Origin of the sequence: Cupriavidus phytorum, from assembly GCF_003254285.1 — a bacterium.
In the GTDB taxonomy this organism is placed as follows: Bacteria; Pseudomonadota; Gammaproteobacteria; order Burkholderiales; family Burkholderiaceae; genus Cupriavidus; species Cupriavidus phytorum.
In genome coordinates, this window is record NZ_QKZN01000012.1 from 108088 (window position 1) to 132178 (window position 24091).

Annotated in this window: 21 protein-coding genes; 1 reads left to right on the top strand and 20 read right to left on the bottom strand. The window is 66.3% G+C overall.

Going from position 1 to position 24091, the window contains the following annotated elements; genetic code table 11:
- Positions 1-21 precede the first annotated feature (21 nt).
- The 8 genes from atpB to C7416_RS24245 all read right to left on the bottom strand — a co-directional run bounded on the left by atpB (position 22) and on the right by C7416_RS24245 (position 8499).
- Positions 22-888: a F0F1 ATP synthase subunit A gene (gene atpB / locus C7416_RS24210; RefSeq protein WP_035848827.1), complete on the bottom strand. Its 867-nt coding sequence runs from the start codon at positions 886-888 to the stop codon at positions 22-24.
- Between the two features lie 242 nt (positions 889-1130).
- Positions 1131-1637 carry an ATP synthase subunit I gene (locus C7416_RS24215; protein ID WP_012354284.1) on the bottom strand — a complete coding sequence of 169 codons (507 nt, stop codon included), beginning with the start codon at positions 1635-1637 and terminating at the stop codon, positions 1131-1133.
- A gap of 317 nt (positions 1638-1954) precedes the next feature.
- Positions 1955-2857: a ParB/RepB/Spo0J family partition protein gene (locus C7416_RS24220; RefSeq protein ID WP_018006203.1), complete on the bottom strand. Its 903-nt coding sequence runs from the start codon at positions 2855-2857 to the stop codon at positions 1955-1957.
- A gap of 16 nt (positions 2858-2873) precedes the next feature.
- Positions 2874-3647: a ParA family protein gene (locus tag C7416_RS24225; protein WP_062795850.1), complete on the bottom strand. Its 774-nt coding sequence runs from the start codon at positions 3645-3647 to the stop codon at positions 2874-2876.
- An 85-nt stretch (positions 3648-3732) separates the two neighbouring features.
- Positions 3733-4434 carry a 16S rRNA (guanine(527)-N(7))-methyltransferase RsmG gene (gene rsmG, locus C7416_RS24230; protein ID WP_111521290.1) on the bottom strand — a complete coding sequence of 234 codons (702 nt, stop codon included), beginning with the start codon at positions 4432-4434 and terminating at the stop codon, positions 3733-3735.
- A 23-nt stretch (positions 4435-4457) separates the two neighbouring features.
- The gene (gene mnmG / locus C7416_RS24235; protein WP_111521291.1) at positions 4458-6416 is read right to left on the bottom strand and encodes a tRNA uridine-5-carboxymethylaminomethyl(34) synthesis enzyme MnmG; all 1959 of its coding nucleotides are present in this window, start codon (positions 6414-6416) and stop codon (positions 4458-4460) included.
- Between the two features lie 211 nt (positions 6417-6627).
- A complete protein-coding gene (locus C7416_RS24240) occupies positions 6628-7500 on the bottom strand; it encodes an N-formylglutamate amidohydrolase (RefSeq protein WP_111521292.1) in 873 nt (290 codons plus the stop codon).
- A 3-nt stretch (positions 7501-7503) separates the two neighbouring features.
- Positions 7504-8499 carry a Bug family tripartite tricarboxylate transporter substrate binding protein gene (locus C7416_RS24245; protein WP_111521293.1) on the bottom strand — a complete coding sequence of 332 codons (996 nt, stop codon included), beginning with the start codon at positions 8497-8499 and terminating at the stop codon, positions 7504-7506.
- Positions 8500-8668: 169 nt separating this feature from the next.
- Between C7416_RS24245 and C7416_RS24250 the strand changes: the two genes are divergently transcribed.
- Positions 8669-9607 carry a LysR substrate-binding domain-containing protein gene (locus C7416_RS24250; protein ID WP_111521294.1) on the top strand — a complete coding sequence of 313 codons (939 nt, stop codon included), beginning with the start codon at positions 8669-8671 and terminating at the stop codon, positions 9605-9607.
- 260 nt (positions 9608-9867) lie between these two features.
- Here the strand turns inward: C7416_RS24250 and C7416_RS24255 are convergent, their stop codons facing one another.
- From C7416_RS24255 to C7416_RS24310, 12 genes are all read right to left on the bottom strand, one after another.
- Positions 9868-10611: an ABC transporter ATP-binding protein gene (locus C7416_RS24255; protein ID WP_111521295.1), complete on the bottom strand. Its 744-nt coding sequence runs from the start codon at positions 10609-10611 to the stop codon at positions 9868-9870.
- Positions 10612-10631: 20 nt separating this feature from the next.
- Positions 10632-12473, bottom strand: coding sequence for a branched-chain amino acid ABC transporter ATP-binding protein/permease (locus tag C7416_RS24260; protein WP_111521296.1), 1842 nt, complete (start codon positions 12471-12473; stop codon positions 10632-10634).
- Positions 12474-12476: 3 nt separating this feature from the next.
- Positions 12477-13529 carry a branched-chain amino acid ABC transporter permease gene (locus C7416_RS24265; protein ID WP_062795867.1) on the bottom strand — a complete coding sequence of 351 codons (1053 nt, stop codon included), beginning with the start codon at positions 13527-13529 and terminating at the stop codon, positions 12477-12479.
- Positions 13530-13785: 256 nt separating this feature from the next.
- Positions 13786-14934 carry an ABC transporter substrate-binding protein gene (locus C7416_RS24270; RefSeq protein WP_111521297.1) on the bottom strand — a complete coding sequence of 383 codons (1149 nt, stop codon included), beginning with the start codon at positions 14932-14934 and terminating at the stop codon, positions 13786-13788.
- Between the two features lie 298 nt (positions 14935-15232).
- The gene (locus C7416_RS24275) at positions 15233-15994 is read right to left on the bottom strand and encodes a sulfite exporter TauE/SafE family protein (RefSeq protein WP_111521298.1); all 762 of its coding nucleotides are present in this window, start codon (positions 15992-15994) and stop codon (positions 15233-15235) included.
- Positions 15995-16082: 88 nt separating this feature from the next.
- Positions 16083-16619, bottom strand: a complete 537-nt coding sequence (locus tag C7416_RS24280) for a hypothetical protein (protein ID WP_111521299.1) — start codon at positions 16617-16619, stop codon at positions 16083-16085.
- A gap of 317 nt (positions 16620-16936) precedes the next feature.
- Entirely contained in the window at positions 16937-17992 is a 1056-nt protein-coding gene (locus C7416_RS24285; protein ID WP_240988124.1) for a branched-chain amino acid ABC transporter permease, read from the bottom strand.
- On the bottom strand, positions 17992-18876 hold the full coding sequence (locus tag C7416_RS24290) for a branched-chain amino acid ABC transporter permease (RefSeq protein ID WP_111521300.1): 885 nt from the start codon (positions 18874-18876) through the stop codon (positions 17992-17994). Before C7416_RS24290 ends, C7416_RS24285 begins: the two co-directional genes overlap by 1 nt.
- A gap of 236 nt (positions 18877-19112) precedes the next feature.
- Positions 19113-20321, bottom strand: a complete 1209-nt coding sequence (locus tag C7416_RS24295) for an ABC transporter substrate-binding protein (RefSeq protein ID WP_111521301.1) — start codon at positions 20319-20321, stop codon at positions 19113-19115.
- 79 nt (positions 20322-20400) lie between these two features.
- Positions 20401-21120, bottom strand: coding sequence for an ABC transporter ATP-binding protein (locus C7416_RS24300; protein ID WP_062795876.1), 720 nt, complete (start codon positions 21118-21120; stop codon positions 20401-20403).
- A 17-nt stretch (positions 21121-21137) separates the two neighbouring features.
- Positions 21138-21914: an ABC transporter ATP-binding protein gene (locus tag C7416_RS24305; RefSeq protein ID WP_062795877.1), complete on the bottom strand. Its 777-nt coding sequence runs from the start codon at positions 21912-21914 to the stop codon at positions 21138-21140.
- 351 nt (positions 21915-22265) lie between these two features.
- On the bottom strand, positions 22266-23969 hold the full coding sequence (locus tag C7416_RS24310; protein WP_111521302.1) for a GMC family oxidoreductase: 1704 nt from the start codon (positions 23967-23969) through the stop codon (positions 22266-22268).
- Positions 23970-24091: the final 122 nt, after the last annotated feature.

A 24091-nucleotide genomic window follows, 5' to 3' on the forward strand; every position in this document is an offset into this window, starting at 1 on the left:
AAAACCTGAAACTTGCAGTGATCAGTGGTGATCGTGAGCCTGGCCGATGTACACCAGCGTCAGCATCATGAAAATGAAGGCCTGGAGCAGGACGATCAGGATGTGGAAGATCGCCCAGACCGCGCCGGCCACGACATGGCCGACAAAGCCCAGAGCCGACAGGTCCGCGCCGAACGTCCAGATCGAACCCAGCAGCGCGATCAGCAGGAACACCAGTTCGCCGGCGTACATGTTGCCGAACAACCGCATGCCCAGCGACACGGCCTTGGCCAGGAATTCGATGATGTTCAGGACCAGGTTGAACGGGGCCAGGTACCACTTGGCGCCGAACGGGGCCGAGAACAGCTCGTGCATGAAGCCGCCCGCGCCCTTGATCTTGAAGCTGTAGTAGATCATCAGCACCAGCACGGCGCACGACATGCCCAGCGTGCCGTTCAGGTCAGCCGTGGCCACTGCGCGGTGGTGGGGGATATGGATGTGGAAGATCTCGAGGACCTTGTTCAGGCCGGTGACCCAGTCGACCGGGATCAGGTCGATCGCGTTCATCATGGTGATCCAGCAGAACACCATCAGTGCCAGCGGGGCGATCCACGAACGGTCGCCATGAATGATGCCCTTGGCCTGGTCGTCGACCATCTCGACGATCATCTCGACGAAGGCCTGGAAGCGGCCCGGCACGCCCGCGGTGACGCGGCGCGCGGCGGCATACAGGAACAGCACGGCGATGGCGCCGCACAGCACCGACCAGAACACCGTGTCATAGTTGATCACGGAGAAATCGACCACCGACGCCTGCTTGCCGCCGACCGAGTTCAAGTTCTGCAAGTGTTCGGCGATATAGCCGGAGGGTGTCAGCACGTGTTCCGCGCTTTGGGTAGCTTCTGCCATTGTCGAATCGAACGGTATATTGCGAAATCTTCGGGCCGCGCGCCGCTGTTCTGTGCAGCGCCCGGTACGCGTCTTGCATTGCCTTCGGCGGATTCGCCGGTCACCGCGATGCAAGCGGGTTTCCAACCTTGGCCGTGCCCGGTGTCAGCGCCATGAAACCCGCCGCAGCCGTCACGGAAACTCTTGATATTCCGTCTTGGTGCCACCACTTGCAAAGGAAGCACCGTTTTCAAGCAGCGGTCCTAGCGCAAGGCCAGGGCCACCACCCAGTATGTCTTCAGCGCCAGCAGGAACGTGACCAGCATCGGCACCCAGCGCAGATCGCGGTACAGCACCACGACCAGCACCAGCAGCGCCACCGTGGCAAAGACCTTGATCGCCTCGCCCAACACCAGTCCGCCTACCGAAGCGCGATCGCGCGCCAGCCACAGGCGGAAGGCGAAGAACCCGCTCGGCACGAAGCACACCATGCCGCCGAACAGCGCCGACCATCCATATGGCCCCGGCTCCTTCGCAAACAGCGCCCAGCACAGTGCCGACAGCAGGGAAACCGCCACCTGCGCCAGGACAACCTTGCCCGGGGTCATGCGCGAAGGACGCAGCGCGCGCTCGCCAAACAGCGTCACCGCCTCGGCATGCGACAGCGGATCGACAGCCTCTTCCTCACGGTCCGCGCCTTCTTTCCAGTCGTCCCAGTCATCTTCCTGACGGGACCCGGCGCCTCGTTGCTGACGGTCTCGCACCACCACCTGCCTGCCTTATCCGGGCCGGAACTTTTCGGCCCGACCAGAATTCAAACCGCACGATTTTAAGGGGAACTACTGATTCGCGTCAATCTGCTTACATTTACCTTGCAGTGCGTTGCGCACAACGGTTGCCATCACGATTGCATGATGGCTGCGCGAAAATTGCGCGGCAATGACGTTTGACGTAATTGGATTGCGCAGTGAACCCTGCGCATGATGGGGGATTACCGGTCGGGCACAAGGTATACCGCGGATCGTCCCGACCAGTGCTGCGTGCGCGCAACAGTCGCCGCAGCAATGGCCGTTAATCGCGCAGTAAATCAGGCAGCCTGCTGCCCTTCGCGCGATTCGCGCAGGCGCGTCAGCACCCCTTCGAGCGCATCGTTGTTGCTGAAGTGGATCGTCAGCTGGCCCTTGCCGCGCGGCGACAGCTTGATCTGCACCGCCAGCCCGAGCGCATCCGACAACTCCTCTTCCAGCCGCGCCACGTCGCGCACGTTATTGGTGCCCTTCTGCTTGAGCGACTTCAGGTCGAACGGCTTGAGCGTCGAGGCCACCAGCTTCTCGGTCTCGCGCACCGACAGCCGCTTGTTGACGATCTGGTTGGCCAGCGTGATCTGGTTGGCACCGTCCACTGCCAGCAGCGCGCGCGCGTGGCCCATGTCGAGGTCACCGGCCATCAGCATGGTCTGCACCGGCGCGGCCAGGTTCAGCAGGCGCAGCAGGTTCGACACCGCGCTGCGCGAGCGGCCCACCGACTCGGCCGCCTGCTCGTGCGTGAAACTGAACTCGCGGATCAGCCGCATGATGCCCTGCGCTTCTTCCAGCGGATTCAGGTCTTCGCGCTGGATGTTCTCGATCAGCGCCATCGCGGCCGCGGCTTCGTCGGCCACGTCCTTGACCAGCACCGGCACCTTGTCCAGCCCGGCCAGTTTAGAGGCGCGGAAGCGCCGCTCGCCGGCAATGATCTCGTAGCGGTCGGGCTCGGCCACGCGCCGCACTAGGATCGGCTGCATCAACCCCTGGGCCCGGATGCTCGCGGCCAGCTCCTGCAGCGCACCCTCGTCCATGCGCGTGCGCGGCTGGTACTTGCCCGGCTGCAACTGGTTCAGGTTCAGCACGGTGGGCGCACCCTCCTGCTTGACCGACTCGACGATTTCGGCGGGCCCGCCCAACAGCGCTTCGAGGCCGCGGCCCAGGCCCTTCTTCTTTGCAGTGCTCATGCTCTTGCCCTCTCCTTCAGCCCAGCTGCCTGACCCGCGCGATCATCTCGGCGCCGAAATCCAGGTACGCCTTGGCGCCCTTCGATGACGGATCGAACGCCACGCCCGGCATGCCATAGGACGGTGCCTCGGCAAGCCGCACATTGCGCGGAATCAGGGTCTTGAAGACCTTCTCACCGAAGTGCGATTCCAGTTGCGCCGACACCTGCTGCTGCAGCGTCACGCGCGGATCGAACATCACGCGCAGCAAGCCGATCACCTGCAGGTCGCGGTTCAGGTTGGCGTGCACCTGCTTGATGGTGTTGACCAGGTCCGACAGCCCTTCCAGCGCAAAGTACTCGCACTGCATCGGCACGATCACCCCGTGCGCCGCGCACAGGCCGTTCAGCGTCAGCAGCGACAGCGACGGCGGGCAATCGATCAGCACGAAGTCATAGTCGCCGTCGACCTCCGCGATCGCCTGGCGCAGCCGGCGCTCGCGCTGGTCCAGCTCGACCAGTTCCACTTCTGCACCGGCCAGTTCGCGGTTGGCCGGCAGCACGTCGTACTTGCCGGTTTCGGAGCGCTGGCGCGCCTGGGCGATGCCGGCCAGGCCGACCAGCACCTGGTACACGCTGGTTTCCAGCGCCTGCTTGTCGATGCCGGAGCCCATCGAGGCATTGCCCTGCGGGTCCAGGTCGACCAGCAGCACGCGCTGGCCCTGCGCCGCCAGGCCAGCGGCAAGGTTCACCGTGGTGGTGGTCTTGCCTACCCCGCCCTTCTGGTTTGCGATCACGAATACCTTGGCCATAAGCTCCTGCGGCTCCTGCTTCAAATCATCCGGCCAGCACGCGGCTGGCAGTTCGCGGCGCGCCTGCGCGGCGCCGCGGCGTAGGTCATGCGGGGGCGCCCGCGCGGCGCGACAGGACCACCAGGTGGCGCTCCGCGTCCAGCCCGGGAACGGTCAGCCGCGGCACGGCGTCGACCTGCCATTGCGCCATCAGCCCGGCGGCTTCCATGCGGTCCAGCTCGGCCTGCGGATACACCCCCTTCATCGCGATCAGCTTGCCGCGCGGCGCCAGCAGCTGGCCCGACAGGCTGACGAAATCCGTCAGCTCGGCAAACGCGCGCGAGGTGATCACGGCAAAGCCGTCGGCATCATCCAGCTTCTCCACCGGGCCCCAATGCGCGGCGGCGTTGGACAAGCCCAGCTGGGCGCGGCACTGGGTCAGGAAAGCGGTCTTCTTCTGCACGATGTCGACCATCAGCACCGATACCTCCGGACAGGCGATGGCCAGCGGCAGGCCCGGCATGCCGCCACCCGAGCCCACATCGAGCACCCTGCCCCGCGCCGGTGCATCCACTTCGACGGCGCGGGCGGCTTCGGCCAGCGCCGGGACGGCGGCGAGCGAATCCAGCAGGTGATGCGTAAGCATCTCGTCGGGATGACGGATGGCGGTCAGGTTGTAGACGCCATTCCATTTGCGCAGCAGCGCCAAGTAGGCGAACAGCGTGTCGATCCGGTCCGGCGCCAGGGCCAGCCCGATCTCGGCCAGCCCCGCTTCAAGGCGACGACGCTGCGTGGCGTCGTCGGTCATGGTGGGTCGCAGTGCAGGCACTCTCAGGCAGCCTCTTCACCGTTGCCGGACGAGGTGCCGGCGTCTGCCCGGCCGCGGCCCAGTCCTTTCTTCTTCAGGTGTACCAGCAGCAGCGAGACCGCCGCCGGCGTCACACCCGAGATGCGCGATGCCTGGCCCAGGGTTTCCGGGCGATGCTGGTTCAGCTTCTGGCTGACCTCAAAACCCAGCCCGCGCACTTCGGTGTAATCCAGCCCTTCCGGCAGGCGCGTCGATTCATTGGCTTCCAGCTTGTCGACTTCGGCCGCCTGGCGGGCGATATAGCCGTGGTACTTGATGCCGATTTCGATCTGCTCGCGAATCTGCTCCGCCAGCATCGGCTCCGCATCCAGCGGCGCCTCGGGCGCGTGGCGACCGTCCTGCAGCGCCATCAGGGCGTCGTAGCTGACTTCCGGGCGACGCAGCAGGTCGGCCAGGCTGTACTCGCGCTCGATCGGCTTGCCCAGCAGCGGCATCGCCTCTTCTGCCGGCAGCATCGCCGGGTTCACCCAGGTGCTCTTCAGGCGCTCTGTTTCACGTGAAACAGCGTCGCGCTTGCGGTTGAACGCGTCCCAGCGCGCATCGTCGACCACGCCCAGTTCACGGCCAACCTCGGTCAGCCGCATGTCGGCGTTGTCTTCCCGCAGGCTCAGGCGGAACTCCGCCCGGCTGGTGAACATGCGATACGGCTCGGTCACGCCACGCGTGATCAGGTCATCGACCAGTACGCCGAGGTAGGCCTGGTCACGGCGCGGCGTCCATGGATCCCGCTCGCGTACGTAGCAACCGGCATTGATACCGGCCAGCAGGCCCTGCGCCGCGGCTTCTTCATAACCGGTCGTGCCATTGATCTGGCCGGCGAAGAACAGGCCCCGGATCGCCTTGCTCTCCAGCGATGCCTTCAGCCCGCGGGGATCGAAGTAGTCATATTCGATCGCATAGCCAGGACGCAGGATATGGGCGTTCTCCAGGCCGCGGATCGAGTGCACCAGCTCCAGCTGCACGTCGAACGGCAGGCTGGTCGAGATCCCGTTGGGATAGAACTCGTTGGTGGTCAGGCCTTCCGGCTCCAGGAAGATCTGATGGCTTTCCTTGCTGGCAAAGCGATGGATCTTGTCCTCGATGCTGGGGCAGTAACGCGGCCCTACCCCCTCGATCACGCCGGTGTACATCGGCGAGCGGTCCAGCCCGCCGCGGATGATGTCGTGGGTACGGCTGTTGGTATGGGTGATCCAGCACGGCAGTTGCTGCGGGTGCTGTTCGGGCCGGCCCAGGAACGAGAACACCGGCACGGGATCGAGGTCACCGGGCTGTTCTTCCATCACCGAAAAATCGATGGTGCGCCCGTCGATGCGCGGCGGCGTGCCGGTCTTCAGGCGGCCTTGCGGCAGCTTCAGGTCCTTCAGGCGCGCCGACAGCGACACCGCGGCCGGGTCGCCGGCGCGGCCGCCGGTGTAGTTGTCCAGCCCCACATGGATCTTGCCGTCCAGGAAAGTGCCGGCGGTCAGCACGACCGCGCGCGCGCGGAAGGCGATGCCGACCTGCGTCATGGCGCCGACGACACGGTCGCCCTCCACCATCAGGTCATCGACGGCTTGCTGGAACAGCATCAGGTTCGGCTGGTTCTCCAGCCGGGTGCGGATCGCCTTCCGATACAACACGCGATCGGCCTGGGCGCGCGTGGCACGCACGGCCGGTCCCTTGCTGGAGTTCAGGATGCGGAACTGGATGCCGGCCTCGTCCGTGGCCGCCGCCATGGCGCCGCCCATGGCATCCACTTCCTTGACCAGGTGCCCCTTGCCGATGCCCCCGATCGACGGGTTGCAGCTCATCTGCCCAAGCGTCTCGATGTTATGGGTCAACAGCAGCGTCTGGCAGCCCATGCGGGCCGCGGCAAGGGCGGCTTCAGTGCCGGCATGGCCACCGCCGACGACGATGACATCGAATTCTTTCGGGTAAAGCATGGGACACCTCCTCCGGGAGGCTGGCGGGAAAATACGGGAATGCGAAATTATAGCGGCATTCGAGTTATCGCTTTCCGACGGACACCATGTTTCACGTGAAACATGGCGCTTTCGGTACGTCGTCAGTCGCCTGAAAGCGACGTTGTGTTTCACGTGAAACAAAAAGGCCGGGCGCAAGGCCCGGCCATATGTTTCACGTGGAACAAGCGTCTCAGAGCTGGCAACGGATATAGGCCGCCACTTGCTTGGTCAGCTTGCCCAGGTCGCGCTGCAGCGACGCAAAGCCCGCATTGCGCTCGCGAGTCGCCTCATCCATGTACAGGGGGCGCCGGATCTCGATCTGCAGGCTGTTGCGCCGCTCCGCCGGACGCCCGATCTGCGCGATCAATTGCACGCCCTTGTAGGGGTCGTTGCGCGCCACCGTGTAGCCCATGCCGCGCAACTCCCGCTCGACCAGATCCACCAGCCCCGGCTCGCAGGTCGTGCCATCGCGATCGCCCAGCACAAAGTCCGCCAGCGGATACGGGCTGACGATCTTCAGGCGCTCGTAGGCGTTGTTGGGCATGGAGTGCAGGTTCAGGTGCCAGAGCGCGCCAAAGCGCGTGTAAGCGCCCTCCACGGCCTCGGCCAGCGCCGCATGGTACGGACGATAGTAGCGCTCGATGCGGGCCTGCACCTCCGCGACCGTCAGCCGCCGGTCATAGATTGGCGTGGCCGCGTCGATTCGGCTCCAGATCAGGCCGTAGCCCAGCTGCGTCTTCGGCCCCGGAGCCAGCGGCACCGGCCAGGCACCATCCAGCTGGGCCGGGTCGATGTCATCGGCCATCCGGTTCGGATCGATATAGACACGCGGGAAGGTCGCTGCCAGCAGCGTGCCGCCCACCGCCGGCACGGCCTGCCACAGCGCATCCACATGCGTATCCTCGCCGCCGCGCAGCCGTGCTGCCGGCACCGCGGCGCCAAAGTCCGCCGGGTAGGCCGTCCCGCTATGCGGCGAGTCGCACACCAGCGGCAGGGCCTCCCCTTCCGGCAGGCGCACGATCACCGGCGGCAGCGCGGCCGCCTGCTTGCTTGCTTCCGCCATGCCTTAGTCCAGCTTGATCTCGGCAGCCTTGGCGACGCGGGCGTAGCGCGCCATGGCCTGCTGGATCTGTGCCTTGAACTGCTCCGGCGTGGTCGGCACCAGGGTGCCGCCGGACTCCTCGACCTTGCGCTTGAACTCGGGGTTCTGCATGGCCTTGTGGATCGCCTGGTTCAGCCTGGCGACGATGGCGGGCGGCGTATTGGCGGGCGCGACAATGCCGAACCAGCCGCCCTCGCCCATGTCCTTGAAGCCCAGTTCGGCGTAGGTCGGCACGTTGGGCAGCTGCGCGGAGCGCGCCGCACCCAGCACCGCCAGCGCGCGCAGACGGCCGGCCTTCACGTGCGGCAGCGTCGACGACAGGTTGTCGGTGATCGCGTTCACCTGCCCTGCCACGGCGTCGTTCAGCGCCAGTCCGGCGCCCTTGTAGGGCACGTGCAGCAGGTCGATCTTGGCCAGCATCATGAAGTTCTCGATGTTGACGTGTCCGAGCGAGCCGGCACCCGGCGAGGCGAAGCTGTACTTGCCAGGGTTGGCCCTGGCGAGCGCGATGAACTCTTGCATGGTCTTGGCCGGCACGCTCGGGTGCACCGCGAACACGCTGGGGATCGCCACCACGTTGGTGACCGGGGCAAAGTCCTTGATCGGGTCGTACTTGAGCTTGGGGTAAACGGCCGGATTGGAGCCGTGCGTGCTGACCGTGGCCATGCCGATGGTGTAGCCATCCGGCGTGGCATTGGCGACCTGCTCCATGCCCAGCGAACCACCGGCGCCGCCCTTGTTTTCCACGACGATCGACTGCCCCAGCTCGCGGCCGGCAAACTCCGCCACCAGGCGCGCCGACAGGTCGGTCGAGCCGCCTGCGGCAAACGGCACGATCAGGCGGATCGGGCGGGTCGGGTAGTTGGCCTGCGCCAGCGCGCTGCCGGCAAAGACCAGCGTGGCGGTGGCGGCGGTGCCGGTCAGCAGCAGCTGGCGGCGGGACATCCGGGCTCGGATCATGGGGTTTCTCCTGTTGGTGTTTTGTGCATGAACCGGGCGAGTGTCAGCCGTTTACCGGCCGGGCGCAAACGACTATATTGCACCTTTGCATTACCAAAGATCATCCTGGCGCTGGGCGCGGCACACCGCCAGGCCCGCTCTCCTCCGCTCTCCGCCCCTCTCCTCCGCCATGCGGTTGCATTCCCCTTCGATGTCCGAGCTGCACGCCTTTGCCACCGCGGCGCGGCTGGGCAGCTTTACGCGCGCGGCGGAGGAACTGTGCGTGACGCAGGGAGCGATCAGCCGCGCCATCGCCCGGCTGGAAGCGCATTTTGGCCAGCCGCTGCTGCAACGCAACGCCCACCGGCTGGGACTGACCGACGCCGGCCGGCAACTGCTCGATGCCGTGGCCGAACCGCTCGCGGCGATCGAACACGCCAGCGCCGCGTTGCGTGCCGGCGACCGCCGGCACCACCTGACCTTGTCCGTGGTGCCCACGCTGGCCAGCGTCTGGCTGGTGCCGCGGCTGCCCGATTTCCACCGCCGCCATCCGGAAATCCGACTGGACTTCGTCCCCTACCAGCGCGATGAAGACTTGTCCGGCCCTTCCTCCCCCGACGCCGCGATTCTGGCCGGTGAGGCCGGCAAGTGGCCCAGCCTGCAGGCCGACTACGTGGTAGGTCGGGAAATGGTGCCGGTCTGCCACCCGGACCGCGCACGCGCCCGCCGCGAGGCCGGCCGTTGGCAGTCTCCCGCCGAGCTGCTGGACGAGCCCCTGCTTTACCACACCACCGCGCCGGCGAACTGGCAAAACTGGCTGCTGGCGGCCGGCGTACCCAACGCTGCGCCCCGGTTATCCACAGCGTTCGACCAGGTCTCGATCCTGATCCAGGCGGTGCGCGCCGACATGGGCGTGGCCGTGCTGCAGCGCTGCCTGGTGCGCGAGGAAATTGCGGCGGGACGCGTGATAGCCCCGTTTGACCTGCCGATTACGCTGCAACGCGGCTATTTTCTGTGTGCGCCGAAAGAACGGCGCGATCATCCGGCGCTGCATTGTTTCCGCACATGGCTGCTGGACACGGCCGCTGAGGACACTGCCCGGGAAAAGGCCGAACTATTCGGCAGATAACTTTCGATGGCCTTAAGTGCCATTGAGACATTCATCAAACAAATTCCACCCGCTGCCTCCATCAAACTTATGGATGTGTGGAGCGCACTTAATATCCCAAACATCTATTCGGCGAATAGCCATCTGAGTTCTCGCAGAAGCGCAACCGGCTGAAGCGTTAAACGACTGGAAAATCAGGTTATCCCCAAAGTTATTCACACCACCAATAACAAAGGGCCCGCTTGTGCGGGCCCTCATTCCTCAGGCGAAAGCAACGCCAGCTACGCCGCCTTTTTCGCCAGTCCAAGATAGGTTTCAATCACCTTCGGGTTCGCCGCCAGTTCGCCGGCCGGCCCTTCCATCGCCATGTCGCCGGTCTCGATCACATAGCCGTAGTCGGCCACCTGCAGCGCCGCGCGGGCGTTCTGCTCGATCAGCAGCGTGGCCACGCCGGTCTGGCGCAGGTTGCTGATGATGTGGAAGATCTCCTTGACGATCAGCGGGGCCAGGCCAAGGCTGGGTTCGTCCAGCATCAGCAGCTGCGGCTTGGCCATCAGCGCGCGACCCACCGCCAGCATCTGCCGTTCGCCGCCGGAGAGCGTGCCGGCATCCTGGCGCGCGCGCTCGCGCAGCCGCGGGAACAGGTCGTAGACCACGTCCATCTGATCCAGGTATTGCTTGTCGCCGGCGCGCTTGCGGCGGAAGGCGCCGAGCTGCAGGTTGTCCTCCACCGTCATCGACGCGAACAGCTCGCGCTTTTCCGGCACCAGGCACATGCCGCGCGCAACCCGCCCTTCCACCGGGATGCCGGCCATGTCGTGCCCCAGGTAGCTGACCGTGCCGCTGGACGACCCCGTCACCGGCAGCGCGCCCATGATCGCATTGAGCATGGTCGACTTGCCGGCGCCATTCGGGCCGATCACGGTGACGATGCGGCCGGCCTCGACCTTCAGGTTGGCGCCATGCACCGCCTCGACCTTGCCGTAGCGCACGTGCAGGTCCTTCACTTCCAGAATCAGGCTCATATCGGGTCCGTGCTCCAGATTTATTCCACGCCGCCCAGATAGGCTTCCAGTACCGCCGGATTCTTCTGCACCTCCTCGGGCACGCCCTCGGCGATGCGCGAACCAAACTCCATCACCACCAGCCGGTCGGTCAGGTTCATCACGAAGTCCATGTCGTGCTCGACCAGCAGCACGCTCATGCCTTCGCCGCGCAGCTTGCGCAGCAGTTCGGCCAGCGCCTGCTTTTCCTTGTAGCGCAGGCCCGCGGCAGGCTCGTCTAGCAGCAGCAGCGCCGGATCACAGCACAGCGCGCGCGCGATCTCCAGGATGCGCTGCTGCCCCAGCGCCAGGCTGCCGGCTTCCATGTACATGCAGTCGGCCAGGCCGACGCGCTCCAGCTGGCGCTTGGCCTCGAACAGCAGCTTGTCTTCCTCGACCTTGTTCATGCGCAGGATCGCGGCGCAGACGCCGCCCTGCGCGCGGAAGTCGCCGCGCAGGTGGGCGCCGATGGCGACGTTCTCGAGCACCGTCATGGTCGGCAGCAGGTGCACGTGCTGGAAGGTGCGGCCGATGCCGCGCTTGACGATCTCGCGCGACGGCAGGCCCGAGATCACCTCGCCGCGGTAGCGCACCTCGCCGCCCGAGACCGGCAGCACGCCGGTGACCAGGTTGAAGGTGGTGGACTTGCCCGCGCCATTGGGGCCGATCAGGCCGATGATCTCGCCGGCGCGCACCTGGAAGCTGACATCGTTGACCGCGACCAGCCCGCCGAACTGCTTGCGCGCGGCGCGCACGTCCAGGATCAGCTCGCCCGCCTCGGGCTTCTGGCGCACCGCCAGCCCGGCGGCTTGCCCCGGTGCCAGCACCGGCGGGCCGGAAGGCACCAGGCGCCGCAGGAACGGCCAGATGCCATCGCGGGCGTACTGCAGCAGCAGCACCAGCAGCACGCCGAAGACGATGATCTCGAAGTTGCCATCGGCACCGAGCAGCTTGGGCAGCAAGCCTTGCAGCACGTCCTTCAGGATGGTCAGGATGCCCGCACCCAATACCGCGCCCCACACGTGGCCCACGCCGCCGACCACGGCCATGAACAGGTATTCGATGCCGTAGTTCAAACCGAACGGCGTCGGGTTCACCGCGCGCTGCAGGTGTGCGTACAGGAAGCCCGACACGCACGCCAGGATCGCCGCGACCACGAAGACCACCACCTTCATCCACGCGGTATTCACGCCCATGGCCTCGGCCATCACGCCGCCGCCCTTGAGCGCGCGGATCGCTCGTCCCGGGCGCGAGTTCAGCAGGTTCTGCATCGCCAGCACTGCCAGCAGCACCACTGCCCAGATCAGATAGAACATCGCGCGGCCAGACTGCAGTTCGATGCCGAACAGCGACAGCACCGGGATGCCGCTGATGCCGTCGTACTTGCCCAGGAACTCCAGGTTGCCGAACACGAAAAACAGCGACAGGCCCCAGGCGATGGTCGCCAGCGGCAGGTAATGCCCGGACATGCGCATCGTGATCAGCCCGATCACATACGCCGACGCCATCGTGATCACCAGCCCCACCAGCAGCCCGAACCACGGCGACAGCCCGAACTGCGTGGTCAGGTAAGCGGTGCTGTACGCGCCCAGGCCCACGAACGCCGCCTGCCCGAACGAGGTCATGCCGCCCACGCCGGTCAGCAGCACCAGCCCGATCGCGACGATGCTGTAGAGCCCGATGTAGTTGCCCAGCGTGATCCAGAACTCCGGTGTCGGCAGCACCGGCAGCAGCGCCAGCACCACGATCAGCGCCAGCACCAGCACCCGGTTGCGGTTCAGCCGCGCGCGGCTGCCGGCCTCGGCGCCGGCCACGCCGGCCTGCTTGTCGGTCAGCATGGTCATGGCTTATTCCTCCTCCTCGACATGCTTGCTCGTCAGCGAGCGCCACAGCAGCACCGGAATGATCAGTGTGAAGACGATGACCTCCTTGAACGCGCTGGCCCAGAAGGACGAATACGATTCCAGCAGGCCCACCAGCAGCGCGCCGAGCGCCGCCACCGGATAGCTCACCAGCCCACCGACGATGGCGCCGACAAAGCCCTTCAGCCCCACCAGGAAGCCCGACTCGTAGTACACCGTGGTCAGCGGCGCGATCAGGATGCCGCACAGCGCGCCCATCGCCGCCGCCAGCGTGAACGACAGGCGTCCCGCCTGCGTGGTGCCGATGCCGACCAGGCGCGCGCCCAGCCGGTTCACCGCGGTCGCGCGCAGCGCCTTGCCCTGCAGCGTGCGTTCGAAATAAAAGTACAGGGCGCCGATCAGCAGGGCCGACACCGCCACCACCCACAGGCTCTGCCCGGAGATGCTGAGCGCGCCCACCTCGAAGCGGGCATCCGAAAACGGATTGGTGCGCGAGCCCTCGGCGCCGAACATCACCAGCCCCAGCCCCACCAGCGCGAAGTGCACCCCCACCGAGACGATCAGCAGCACCAGCGTGCTGGCCTCGGCCAGCGGCTGGTAGGCCAGCCGGTACAGCATCGGCCCCAGCGGGATGATGATCAGCAGCGTCAGCGCGACCTGCGCCAGCATCGGCAGCGGCTGCGCGCCATACTGCTGCACCACCCAGTGCACCGCCAGCGGGAACACCAGGTACTTGCCGGCCAGCACCGCCAGCCGCTGGCCCAGCGTGCGCCGCAGCTCGGCGCTGCGCAGCACGGTGACGGTCTCGTAGAGGAAGGTCAGCACGCCCATCGCCAGCAGCAGCCAGCTGGTCTGTGGCGCGTGCCCGGCCTGCATCGCCGCCAGCGTCAGCGCGCCATAGGCAACGAATTCGCCTTGCGGAATGAAGATGACGCGGGTCACCGAGAACACCAGCACCAGCGCCAGTGCCAGCAACGCGTAGATCGCGCCCGAGGTGATGCCGTCCTGCGCCAGGATGGCGGCGATAGATAGGTCCATTGTCTCCCCGTCTTGTTGGAAAACCTGCCTGCATCGAACGGGGTCGGCGGGGCGCCGACGGGCCGACAGGGTGGTGCGCTTCGGGTTACGAAATAGTAAACGGGTTGCGCATTGCGGAAATACAGAGCAACCCTAGGTTGGCGCGCAGTTGCCCGGGCAGCACCAGAAAAAAGGGCGCATGGTCAGCCATGCGCCCTGCTTCACTGCGACTTCGGCACGCCCTGGCCAGCCGGCGCCAGACGCCGGGCTCAGCCGCTTATTTCAGCAGCTTCCACTTGCCGTCGACGATCTGCACCATCACGCGCGCGCGCTGGTCGAAGCCGAGGTGGTCGGTGGCGCTCATGTTCATGATGCCGTGCGAGACCGGCAGGTTCCTGGTCTGCTCCATGGCATCGCGCAGTGCCTTGCGGAACTCCTTGGTGCCCGGCTGGCCCTTCTTCAGCGCTTCCGGGATGGCGTGCTGCAGGATCAGGCCCGCATCCCAGGCGTGCCCGCCGAAGGTCGAGACCTGTCCGCCGAAGGCCTTCTCGTAGGCGGTCTTGTAGGTCAGCGCCGGCTTCTTCACCGGGTTGCTGTCGGGCAGCTGCTCGGCCACCAGCAGCGGGCCGGCGGGCAGGAAGGTGCCTTCGCAGTCCTTGCCGCACACGCGCAGGAAGTCGGCATTGGCAACGCCGTGGGTCTGGTAGACCTTGCCCTTGTAGCCGCGCTCCTTGAGCGTCTTGGCCGGCAGCGCCGCGGGCGTGCCGGAGCCGGCGATCAGCACCGCGTCGGCGTTGGCGCCCATCATCTTCAGCACCTGCCCGGTGACCGAGGTATCGGTGCGGGCAAAGCGCTCGTTGGCGACCACCTTGATCTTGCGCAGCTCGGCGACCTTGACGAATTCCTGCGCCCAGCTGTCGCCATAGGCATCCGCGAAGCCGATGAACGCCACCGTCTTCACGTTGTTGTTGCTCATGTGCTCGGCAATGGCGGTGGCCATGTGCGAGTCGTTCTGCGGGGTCTTGAAGACCCAGGCGCGCTTGGCATCCATCGGCTCGATGATGCGGGCCGAGGCGGCCATGGTGATCATCGGGGTCTCGTTCTCGGCGACCACGTCGACCATCGCCAGCGAGTTGGGCGTGACGGTCGAGCCGACCATCACGTCGACCTTGTCCTCGCTGATCAGCTTGCGCGTGTTCTTGACCGCCGTGGTCGTGTCCGAGGCATCGTCCAGCACGATGTACTCGATCTTCTTGCCCGCGATCTCCTTGGGCATCAGCGTGAAGGTGTTCTTTTCCGGAATGCCCAGCGATGCCGCCGGACCCGTGGCCGACACCGTCACCCCGACCTTGACCTGCGCCTGGGCGGCCCCGGCAGCCAGGCTGGCCGCAGCGATTGCCAGCAGGCTGGCGCGCTTGAAATCCATCTTGTCTCCTTCGGTTCCTGAAACGGAAAGGCATCCGTCCGGCGTCCGCCGGCGGATGCCCATTTTTTTGGACGACCCCTCGGGTCAACGCAGGCACAGCGCCGGCACCTGCGCTACAACCAGGAACGACACCAGGCCGCTCCCCATTTCCCGTCCACGCCACTCCCCCGGAAAGGCGCTTCGGTGATTCACCGACCGTGCGGTCGGGAATGCGGATCGAGTCTATCACAGGGCCCTGGCGCGAACAGCGAGGATTAACCCGCATCGCCTGTCACGCCTGTCACGCCTGGCTTTGCCGTCAGCGCACGAAGGCGTCCCAGGCGGTCTTCAGGATCAGCGCGCTGACCACTACGATAAACACCTTGCGCACGAAGGCGCTGCCATGGCGCAGCGCCAGCTTGCTGCCGACCTGGCTGCCGGCGACGTTGGCCACCGCCATCACCAGGCCCAGCTGCCACCAGATATGGCCCTTGCTGGCGAGCAGCAGCAACGCCGCCAGGTTGGTGGCCAGGTTGACCAGCTTGGTCGACGCCGCGGCGTGCAGGAAGTCATAGCCGAACACCCGCACGAACACGATCATCAGGAAACTGCCGGTGCCCGGCCCGAACACGCCGTCGTAGAAACCCAGCACGGCGCCGGCCAGCAGCGCCGCGCCGCGTTCGCCCCAGCCGCTCAGCGTGGGCGCGTGCTCGGCGCCCAGGTCCTTCTTGGCGACGGTGTAGACCAGCAGCGCCACCAGCACGAACGGCAGCGCCTTGCGCAGCGGCTCGGCCGGGATCATGGTCAGCGCCCAGGCACCGGCCATCGAGCATGCAAAGGCCGCGACCACCCCCGGTGCGGTCGCGCCCCAGTAGATGCGCACGCTGCGGCCGTAACGGAGCGCCGCGCTGGCGGTGCCGGCGATCGAACCGACCTTGTTGGTGCCGAGCAGCGTCGCCGGCGCCAGGTTGGGATAGGCCGAGAACAGCGCCGGGATCTGGACCAGCCCGCCGCCGCCGGCGACCGCGTCGATCAGGCCGGCAAGAAAGGCGGCAACCGCCAGGAATGCGAATTCCGTCATTGCAGAAAAGCGAAAAGGGGAAAGAGGAAGGGAGGCAGGCCGGCCACGGCCGGTACCGCGGCGCCGGTGCACAACCGGCGCAAGCGGATCAGCCCAGTACCTTGGCCGCCGGCGCCAAGCTGCCGTGCCACATGCCGTTGCCGTGCAGGCGGAAGCCGGGCGGCGCGCCGCCGTGGCCGGCTACCAGTCCCGGCGCCAGCAGCGCATGGCGGATGCCGTGCGCGCGTCCCCACTCGGCCAGCGTGGCGCAGCAGGCTTCCAGGCAGGCCCGGCGGGTGGTGGCGTCCAGTTCAGGCCGTACCCACCATTCGCTGGCGCAGGCCGCAAGGCCCGCCAGCTCGAGGCTGGGCAACAGGGCCACCGGCAGGCAGGCGAGCGGAGCCCCGCCGTCCGGCGCGTCGCTGGCCAGCAGGCAGATGCCGCGCCCGGACTGGGCCAGCAGCTCGCCCAGCATCAGTTCCCGCGCGCGCGCGGCGGGTACGGGCAAGGGCTGGATCCGGTCCAGCCAGTCCGACACCAGGGCGGCATCGGCGCCCTGCCCCAGGCGTACCCGGACCTGCGGCGCGGCCTGGCCGCCCGCGTGCGGGACAGTGGGGGATGGATCAGGGGAGTCGGTGGCGGACATGGGCGGGCAGCAAGGAGCGCCCGCATTGTCGCATGCGTGAGGCCGCGAGGTGATGCCGATGCGGCATGAGTGCCCCAGAACGGGGCGAAAGCGTCACTGACGGGCGGGAAGCCCCAATGAAAAAAGCGTTGCCGAGGATCACCCGGCAACGCCCTTCATTTATAACGCTGCTACCCGACACCGGGTGCGCGCCTGTCGTCTCCTCGCTTCCGCCTCCATTTAACCTGCGAAAACCGTATATGGAATGTAACGAAGCGGTGCATCGAGGACAAGCTAGAAAAAACCCTAGCCCCAGAATCGGGCATGTCGACCCGCGGTCACTCCTTGCGCCCGGCGTGGCCGCCGAAGCGCGCCAGCAATTCGCCCATGATGCCACGGCGGAAGGTCAGCACGCAGATCACGAAGATCACGCCGGTCACCATCGTCACCGACTCGCCCAGCGTGCCGAACCACGAGATGCCGGTCACCGACGCCAGGAAGTTGCCGATGTCGCCCAGCTTGTTCTCGAGCGCGACGATCACGAAGGCGCCGACGATCGGGCCCGACAACGTGCCCAGGCCACCGACCAGCGTCATCAGGATCACCGAGCCCGACATCGACCAGTGCACGTCGGTCAGGGTCTCGAAGCCCAGCACCAGCGCCTTGATCGAGCCGGCCAGCCCCGACAGCGCCGCCGACAGCACGAACGCGGTCAGCTTGAAGCGGTCGACGTCATAGCCCAGCGACACCGCGCGCGGCTCGTTCTCCTTGATCGCCTTCAGGATCTGGCCGAACGGCGAATGCACCGTGCGCACGATCAGCGCGAACGCCGCGACGATGATCACCAGCGCCACGTAGTACAGCGTCAGGTCATCCGACAACGACAGCACCCCGAACAGCTTGCCGCGCGGAATGCCCTGCAGCCCGTCCTCGCCGCCGGTGAACGGCGCCTGCAGGCAGATGAAGAACAGCATCTGCGCCAGCGCCAGCGTGATCATCGAGAAATAGATGCCTTGGCGCCGGATTGCCAGCGAACCCACCACGTAGCCGATCAGCGCGCCCGTGCCGGTGCCCAGGATCAGGCCGATCTCCGGCGTCACGCCCCACACCTTCATGGCGTGGCCGGCGGCGTAGCCGGCGCCGCCGAAGAACGCCGCATGACCGAACGACAGCAGCCCGGTGTAGCCGATCAGCAGGTTGAAGGCGCACGCAAACAGCGCGAAGCACAGCACCTTGAGCACGAACACCGGATACGCCCCGGCCAGCGGCGCCGCCAGCAGAGCCAGCAGCAGCAATCCGTACAACAGTTTCTTCTGCACGCCTTGTCCCTTTCCTGCCTTGCCTGCATTGGCCGCCACGGTGGCTGGCGTCGATGATGTCGAGGGTGCGCTCATCACTTCTCCTTGCCGAACAGCCCGGCCGGGCGCAGCAGCAACACGATCACCATGATGAAGAACACCACGGTCGACGATGCTTCCGGGTAGAACACTTTGGTCAGGCCTTCGATCACGCCCAGCCCGAGGCCGGTCAGGATCGAGCCCATGATCGAACCCATGCCGCCGATCACCACCACCGCGAACACGATGATGATCAGGTTCTGCCCCATCAGCGGCGAGATCTGGATCACCGGCGCGGCCAGCACGCCGGCAAACGCGGCCAGCGCCACGCCGAAGCCGTAGGTCAGCGTCACCATCAGCGGCACGTTGACGCCGAAGGCCTCGACCATCTTGGGGTTCTCGGTGCCGGCGCGCAGGTAGGCGCCCAGCTTGGTCTTTTCAATCACGTACCAGGTGGCAAAGCACACCACCAGCGACGCCACCACGACCCAGGCGCGGTAGTTGGGCAGGATCATGAAGCCCAGGTCGGTCGCGCCCTGCAGCGCGTCCGGGGTCTGGTACGGCAGGCCCGAGACACCGTAGACCGAGCGGAAGATGCCCTCGATCACCAGCGTGATGCCCAGCGTCAGCAGCAGGCCGTAGATATGGTCGAGCTTGTAGATCCAGCGCAGCATGGTCTTCTCGATCACCACGCCCAGCGCGGCGACGACCAGCGGCGACAGCAGCAGCATGATCCAGTAGTTCAGCCCGGCGTACTCCATGCCCATCCAGGCCAGCACCGCGCCCAGCATGAAGAGCGCGCCGTGCGCGAAGTTGATGACGTTGAGCAGGCCGAAGATCACCGCCAGGCCCAGGCTCAGCATCGCATAGAAGGCGCCGTTGACCAGGCCCAGCAAGAGCTGGGAAAGCATGGCCGGCAAAGGGATTCCGAAGATGTCCATGGGCATCGATTGCTGGTGGAGTCTCCCCTCTCCCGCTTGCGGGGGAGGGGTTGGGGGAGAGGGCCGGCGCGGAAGGGGCTACGAACCTCAACGCGGGAGCAGGCGTTCCTTACGCCACCACACGCTTGCCGGCATCGCTCCGGCTCGCTCCCGCCCTCTCCCCCGGCCCCTCTCCCGCGCGCGGGAGAGGGGAGCAAACCGGCCGGCTTGCTAACCGCCCCAGCCGGCCTGGTTTCTTACTTCTTCAACATGGCGCACTTCGACTCGGCCACCGTGGTGAAGGCCTGGTCGCCCGGGATGGTCGCGACCACCTTCAGGTAATCCCACGGCTTCTTCGATTCGGCCGCGGTCTTCACCTGCATCAGGTACATGTCGTGGATGCCACGGCCGTCCTGGCGGATATAGCCCTTGGTGTAGAAGTCGTTGATCTTCATCTTCTTCAGCTCGGCCATGACCTTGTCCGGATCGTCGGTCTTGGCGGCTTCGACGGCCTTCAGGTAGGTGCTGGCGGCCGAGTAGTCCGCGGCCTGCAAGCTGCTCGGCATCTTCTTCATCTTGCCGAAGAAGCGGTTGGCGAACTTGCGGGTGTCGTCGTTCATGTCCCAGTACCAGCTGTCGGTCATCAGCAGGCCTTCGGTGTTCTTCAGCCCGAGGCTGTGCACATCGTTGATGAACATCAGCAGGCCGGCGATCTTCATCGACTTGGTGATGCCGAATTCCTTGGCCGCCTTGATCGAGTTGATGGTGTCGCCGCCGGCGTTGGCCAGGCCCAGGATCTGCGCCTTGGACGATTGCGCCTGCAGCAGGAACGACGAGAAGTCCGACGCCGACAGCGGATGGCGCACCTGGCCCACCACCGTGCCGCCGTTGGCCTTGACCACCGCGGCGGTGTCCTGTTCCAGCGAGTGGCCGAAGGCGTAGTCGGCGGTCAGGAAGAACCACGACTTGCCGCCCTGCTTGACCACCGCGCTGCCGGTGCCCTTGGCCAGCGCCACCGTGTCATAGGCGTAGTGCACCGTGTAAGGGGAGCACTCTTCGTTGGTCAGGCGCGCGGTGCCGGCACCGATGTTGATGTAGACGCGCTTCTTCTCGGAGGCCACCTTGTTCATCGCCAGCGCGGTGCCGGAGTTGGTGCCGCCCAGCAGCATGTCCAGGCCCTGCTGGTCCATCCATTCGCGCGCCTTCGAGGCGGCGATGTCGGCCTTGTTCTGGTGGTCGGCCGAGACGATCTCGATGGGCTTGCCCAGCACCTTGCCGCCGCGGTCCTCGATCGCCATCTTGATGGCTTCGAGGCCGCCGGGGCCGTCGATATCGGCATACAGGCCCGACATGTCGGTGATGTAGCCGATCTTGACGGTGTCGCCCGATACCTGTGCGGCAGCGCCGAAGGACACCGCACCCATGGCAATGGCCGCCATCGCGGCCGCGAGCCGAGTCTTTTTCATTTCCCTGTCTCCTGATTTGCGGCGGCGTGCGCGCCACCCGTTCCTGCCAACAAGCAACCATCGACCCGCATTGCGCGGATCAGACCCCGAGCAATTCATGCAGCACCGGCATCTTGGCCTGCAGCTCGCTGGCCGCGAAGCGTTCGACGATGGTGCCGTGCTCCATCACGTAGAAGCGGTCCGCCAGCGGTGCGGCAAAGCGGAAGTTCTGCTCCACCATCACCACTGTGTACCCCTTCTGCTTGAGCATCCGGATCATGCGCGCGAGCGCCTGCACGATCACCGGTGCCAGCCCCTCCGAGATCTCGTCGAGCAGCAGCAGGTTGGCGCCGGTGCGCAGGATGCGCCCGACCGCCAGCATCTGCTGCTCGCCGCCCGACAGGCGCGTGCCCTGGCTCTGGCGGCGCTCCTTCAGGTTCGGGAACATCTCGTAGATGTCGGCCTCGCTCATGCCCGAATCCTTGCCCTTCAGCTGCGGCGGCAGCAGCAGGTTTTCTTCGCATGAGAGGCTGGAGAAGATGGCGCGCTCTTCCGGGCAATAGCCGATGCCGTAGTGCGCGATCTTGTGCGTGGGCAGGCCGATGGTCTCGTGGCCGTCCACCTTGATCGAGCCCTTGCGCGCGCCGGTCAGGCCCATGATCGCGCGCAGCGTGGTGGTGCGCCCGGCGCCATTGCGGCCCAGCAGCGTCACCACCTCCCCGCGGTTCACGGTCAGGTCGACGCCGTGCAGGATGTGCGATTCGCCGTACCAGGCGTGCAGGCCCTTGATTTCCAGGGCGGGAGTATTGGCTGTGCTCATGTGTCGTCCCCCCGGCCTCAGTGCGCGCCCTGCAGTTCCGCGTCGGCGGTGCCCATGTAGGCCTCCATCACGCGCGGGTCCTTCGACACTTCCGCATACGGGCCTTCGGCCAGCACCGCGCCGCGCTGCAGCACCGTGATCTTGTCGGCGATCGACGAGACCACGCTCATGTTGTGCTCCACCATCAGGATGGTGCGGCCCGCCGAGACCTGCTTGATCAGCTGCGTGACGCGGTCGACGTCCTCGTGGCCCATGCCCTGCGTGGGTTCGTCGAGCAGCATCAGCTCGGGCTCCATCGCCAGCGTGGTGGCGATCTCCAGCGCGCGCTTGCGCCCGTACGGCAGGTTCACCGTGAGCGTATGCGCGAACTCGGTCAGGCCGACCTGCTCGAGCAGTTCCATGGCGCGGTCGTTGAGCACATCGAGCGAGCGCTCGCTGCGCCAGAACTGGTATGCGGTACCCAGTTGCCGCTGCAGCCCGATGCGCACGTTCTCCATCACCGTCAGGTGCGGGAACACCGCCGAGATCTGGAACGAGCGGATCACGCCGCGCCGCGCGATCTGCGCCGGCTTTTCCCGCGTGATGTCGATGCCGTTGAAAAGGATGGTGCCGGTGGTCGGCTCCAGGAACTTGGTGAGCAGGTTGAAGCAAGTGGTCTTGCCCGCGCCGTTGGGGCCGATCAACGCATGGATCGAGCCGCGGCGCACCCGCAGGTTGACGTCGCTCACCGCCGTGAACCCCTTGAACTCCTTGGTGAGGTTCCGCGTTTCCAGGATGGTTTCCTGCTGGTTCATGTCTCCTGCCCGCCCTCTTGCTGAACTGCCGGGGTGATGCCCGGCACTGACAATGGTCCGAACCGGCCTTGTAGGCCCTTACTGCCGCTTGTTCCGTCAGGCTCGCCGTGGTTGCCGGCCAAGCCCGCGGTTTTTATCAGTGCGGGGCGGCTCCCGCGCGGGTTGCGGCGGCGGCATGGCATGTGCGGCCGAAGCACCCTGTGAGGCGTCTATTGTGTGCGCCTGTTGCATCGCAAAACATCGGGGTTTGCACTATGAAACATGAACCAAGTGTCAGTTTTTTTGCGGCCGCACAAGCGTCGCAAAGGCCACACGATCACCGCCCCGCCGGTGGTCATGTGGCGTGGCGCTTCAAGCGCTTGTGGCCGCTGTCACCGGCACGGGACCGGCGTCGGCCGGAGCTTGCGCCGGCGCCTCTTCCGAGTTGGCCACTTCGGTCGGCATGGCGCGCTGCCTGCGGTCTTCGCGGATCATGTCGCTGGCGCGCTCTGCGATCATGATGGTCGGCGAGTTGGTGTTGCCCGACGTGATCAGCGGCATCACCGAGGCATCGACCACGCGCAGTCCCTGCACCCCCAGCACGCGCAGCCGATGGTCGACCACCGCCATGGGATCGTCGGCGCGGCCCATCTTGCAGGTGCCGACCGGATGGAAAATGGTGGTGCCGATATTGCCGGCGGCTTCGGCCAGTTCTTCGTCACTCTGGAACGCGGGCCCCGGCAGCCATTCCTCGGGCCGGTACGGCGCCAGCGCCGGCGACGCGACGATGCGGCGCGTAAGCCGGATCGAATCGGCGGCGACCTTGCGGTCCTCCTCGGTCGACAGGTAGTTGGGAGCGATCACCGGTGCCTGGCGGAAATCCGCGCTGCCGGCATGCACGCTGCCGCGCGAACTCGGGCGCAGGTTGCAGGCGCTGGCGGTAAAGGCGTTGAAGGCATGGAGCGGATCGCCGAACTTGTCGAGCGACAGTGGCTGCACGTGGTACTCGATATTCGGCCGCGCCTGCGACGGATCCGAGCGCGCGAACGCGCCCAGCTGCGATGGCGCCATGCTCATCGGCCCGCTCTGGTTGAAGGCGTACTGCACGCCGATGCAGAACTTGCCCCACAGGCTGGCGGCGCGCGTATTCAGCGTGCGCACGCCGTTGACCTTGACCACGCTGCGCAGCTGCAGGTGGTCCTGCAGGTTCTCGCCCACCCCGGGCAGCGCGTGGCGCACCGGAATGCCCAGCGCCTGCAGCCGTTCGGCCTGCCCGATGCCCGACAGCTCGAGCAACTGCGGCGTGTTGACCGCGCCGGCGGCGAGGATCACCTCGAGCGTGGCCGCCGCCGCGTGCGCGCGGCCGCCGCCCAGATAGTTGACGCCGGTGCAGCGGCGCCCGTCGAAGCTCAGCCCGCTCACCTGCGCGCCGGTGACGATGGTCAGGTTGGGCCGCTCCGAGGCACGCCGCAGGAATGCCTTGGCGGTATTCCAGCGGATGCCGCGGCGCTGGTTCACTTCGAAATAGCCGACGCCGAAATTGTCGCCGCGGTTGAAGTCGTCGGTGCGCGGAATGCCCGCCTGCTCGGCGGCGTCGGCAAAGCGTTCGAGAATGTCCCAGCGCAGCCGCTGCCCTTCGACCCGCCATTCGCCGCCGGCGCCGTGGAATTCGCTCGGGCCGCGGTGATGGTCTTCGCTGCGCTTGAACAGCGGCAGCACATTGTCCCAGCGCCAGCCGTCGTCGCCGGTCAGCCGCGCCCACTCGTCATAGTCCTCGCGCTGGCCGCGCATGTAGATCATGCCGTTGATCGACGAACAGCCGCCCAGCACGCGACCGCGCGGATAGCCCAGCGAGCGCCCGTTCAGCCCCGCTTCGGCTTCGGTGCGATAGAGCCAGTCGGTGCGCGGGTTGCCGATGCAGTAGAGATAGCCCACCGGGATGTGGATCCAGTGGTAATCGTCCTTGCCGCCGGCTTCCAGCAGCAGCACGTTGACGTCCGGGTCCTGCGTCAGCCGGTTCGCCAGGACACAGCCGGCAGAACCTGCGCCCACGATGATGTAGTCGAATGTCTCCATGGCGCCCTGTTGTGGTGATGGTCGGGTTTACTTCGCCACCGGCATGGTGAACTCGGCGCCCTTGGCGATCGAGTCCGGCCAGCGCTGCATCACGCTCTTGTAGCGCGTGTAGAAGCGCACGC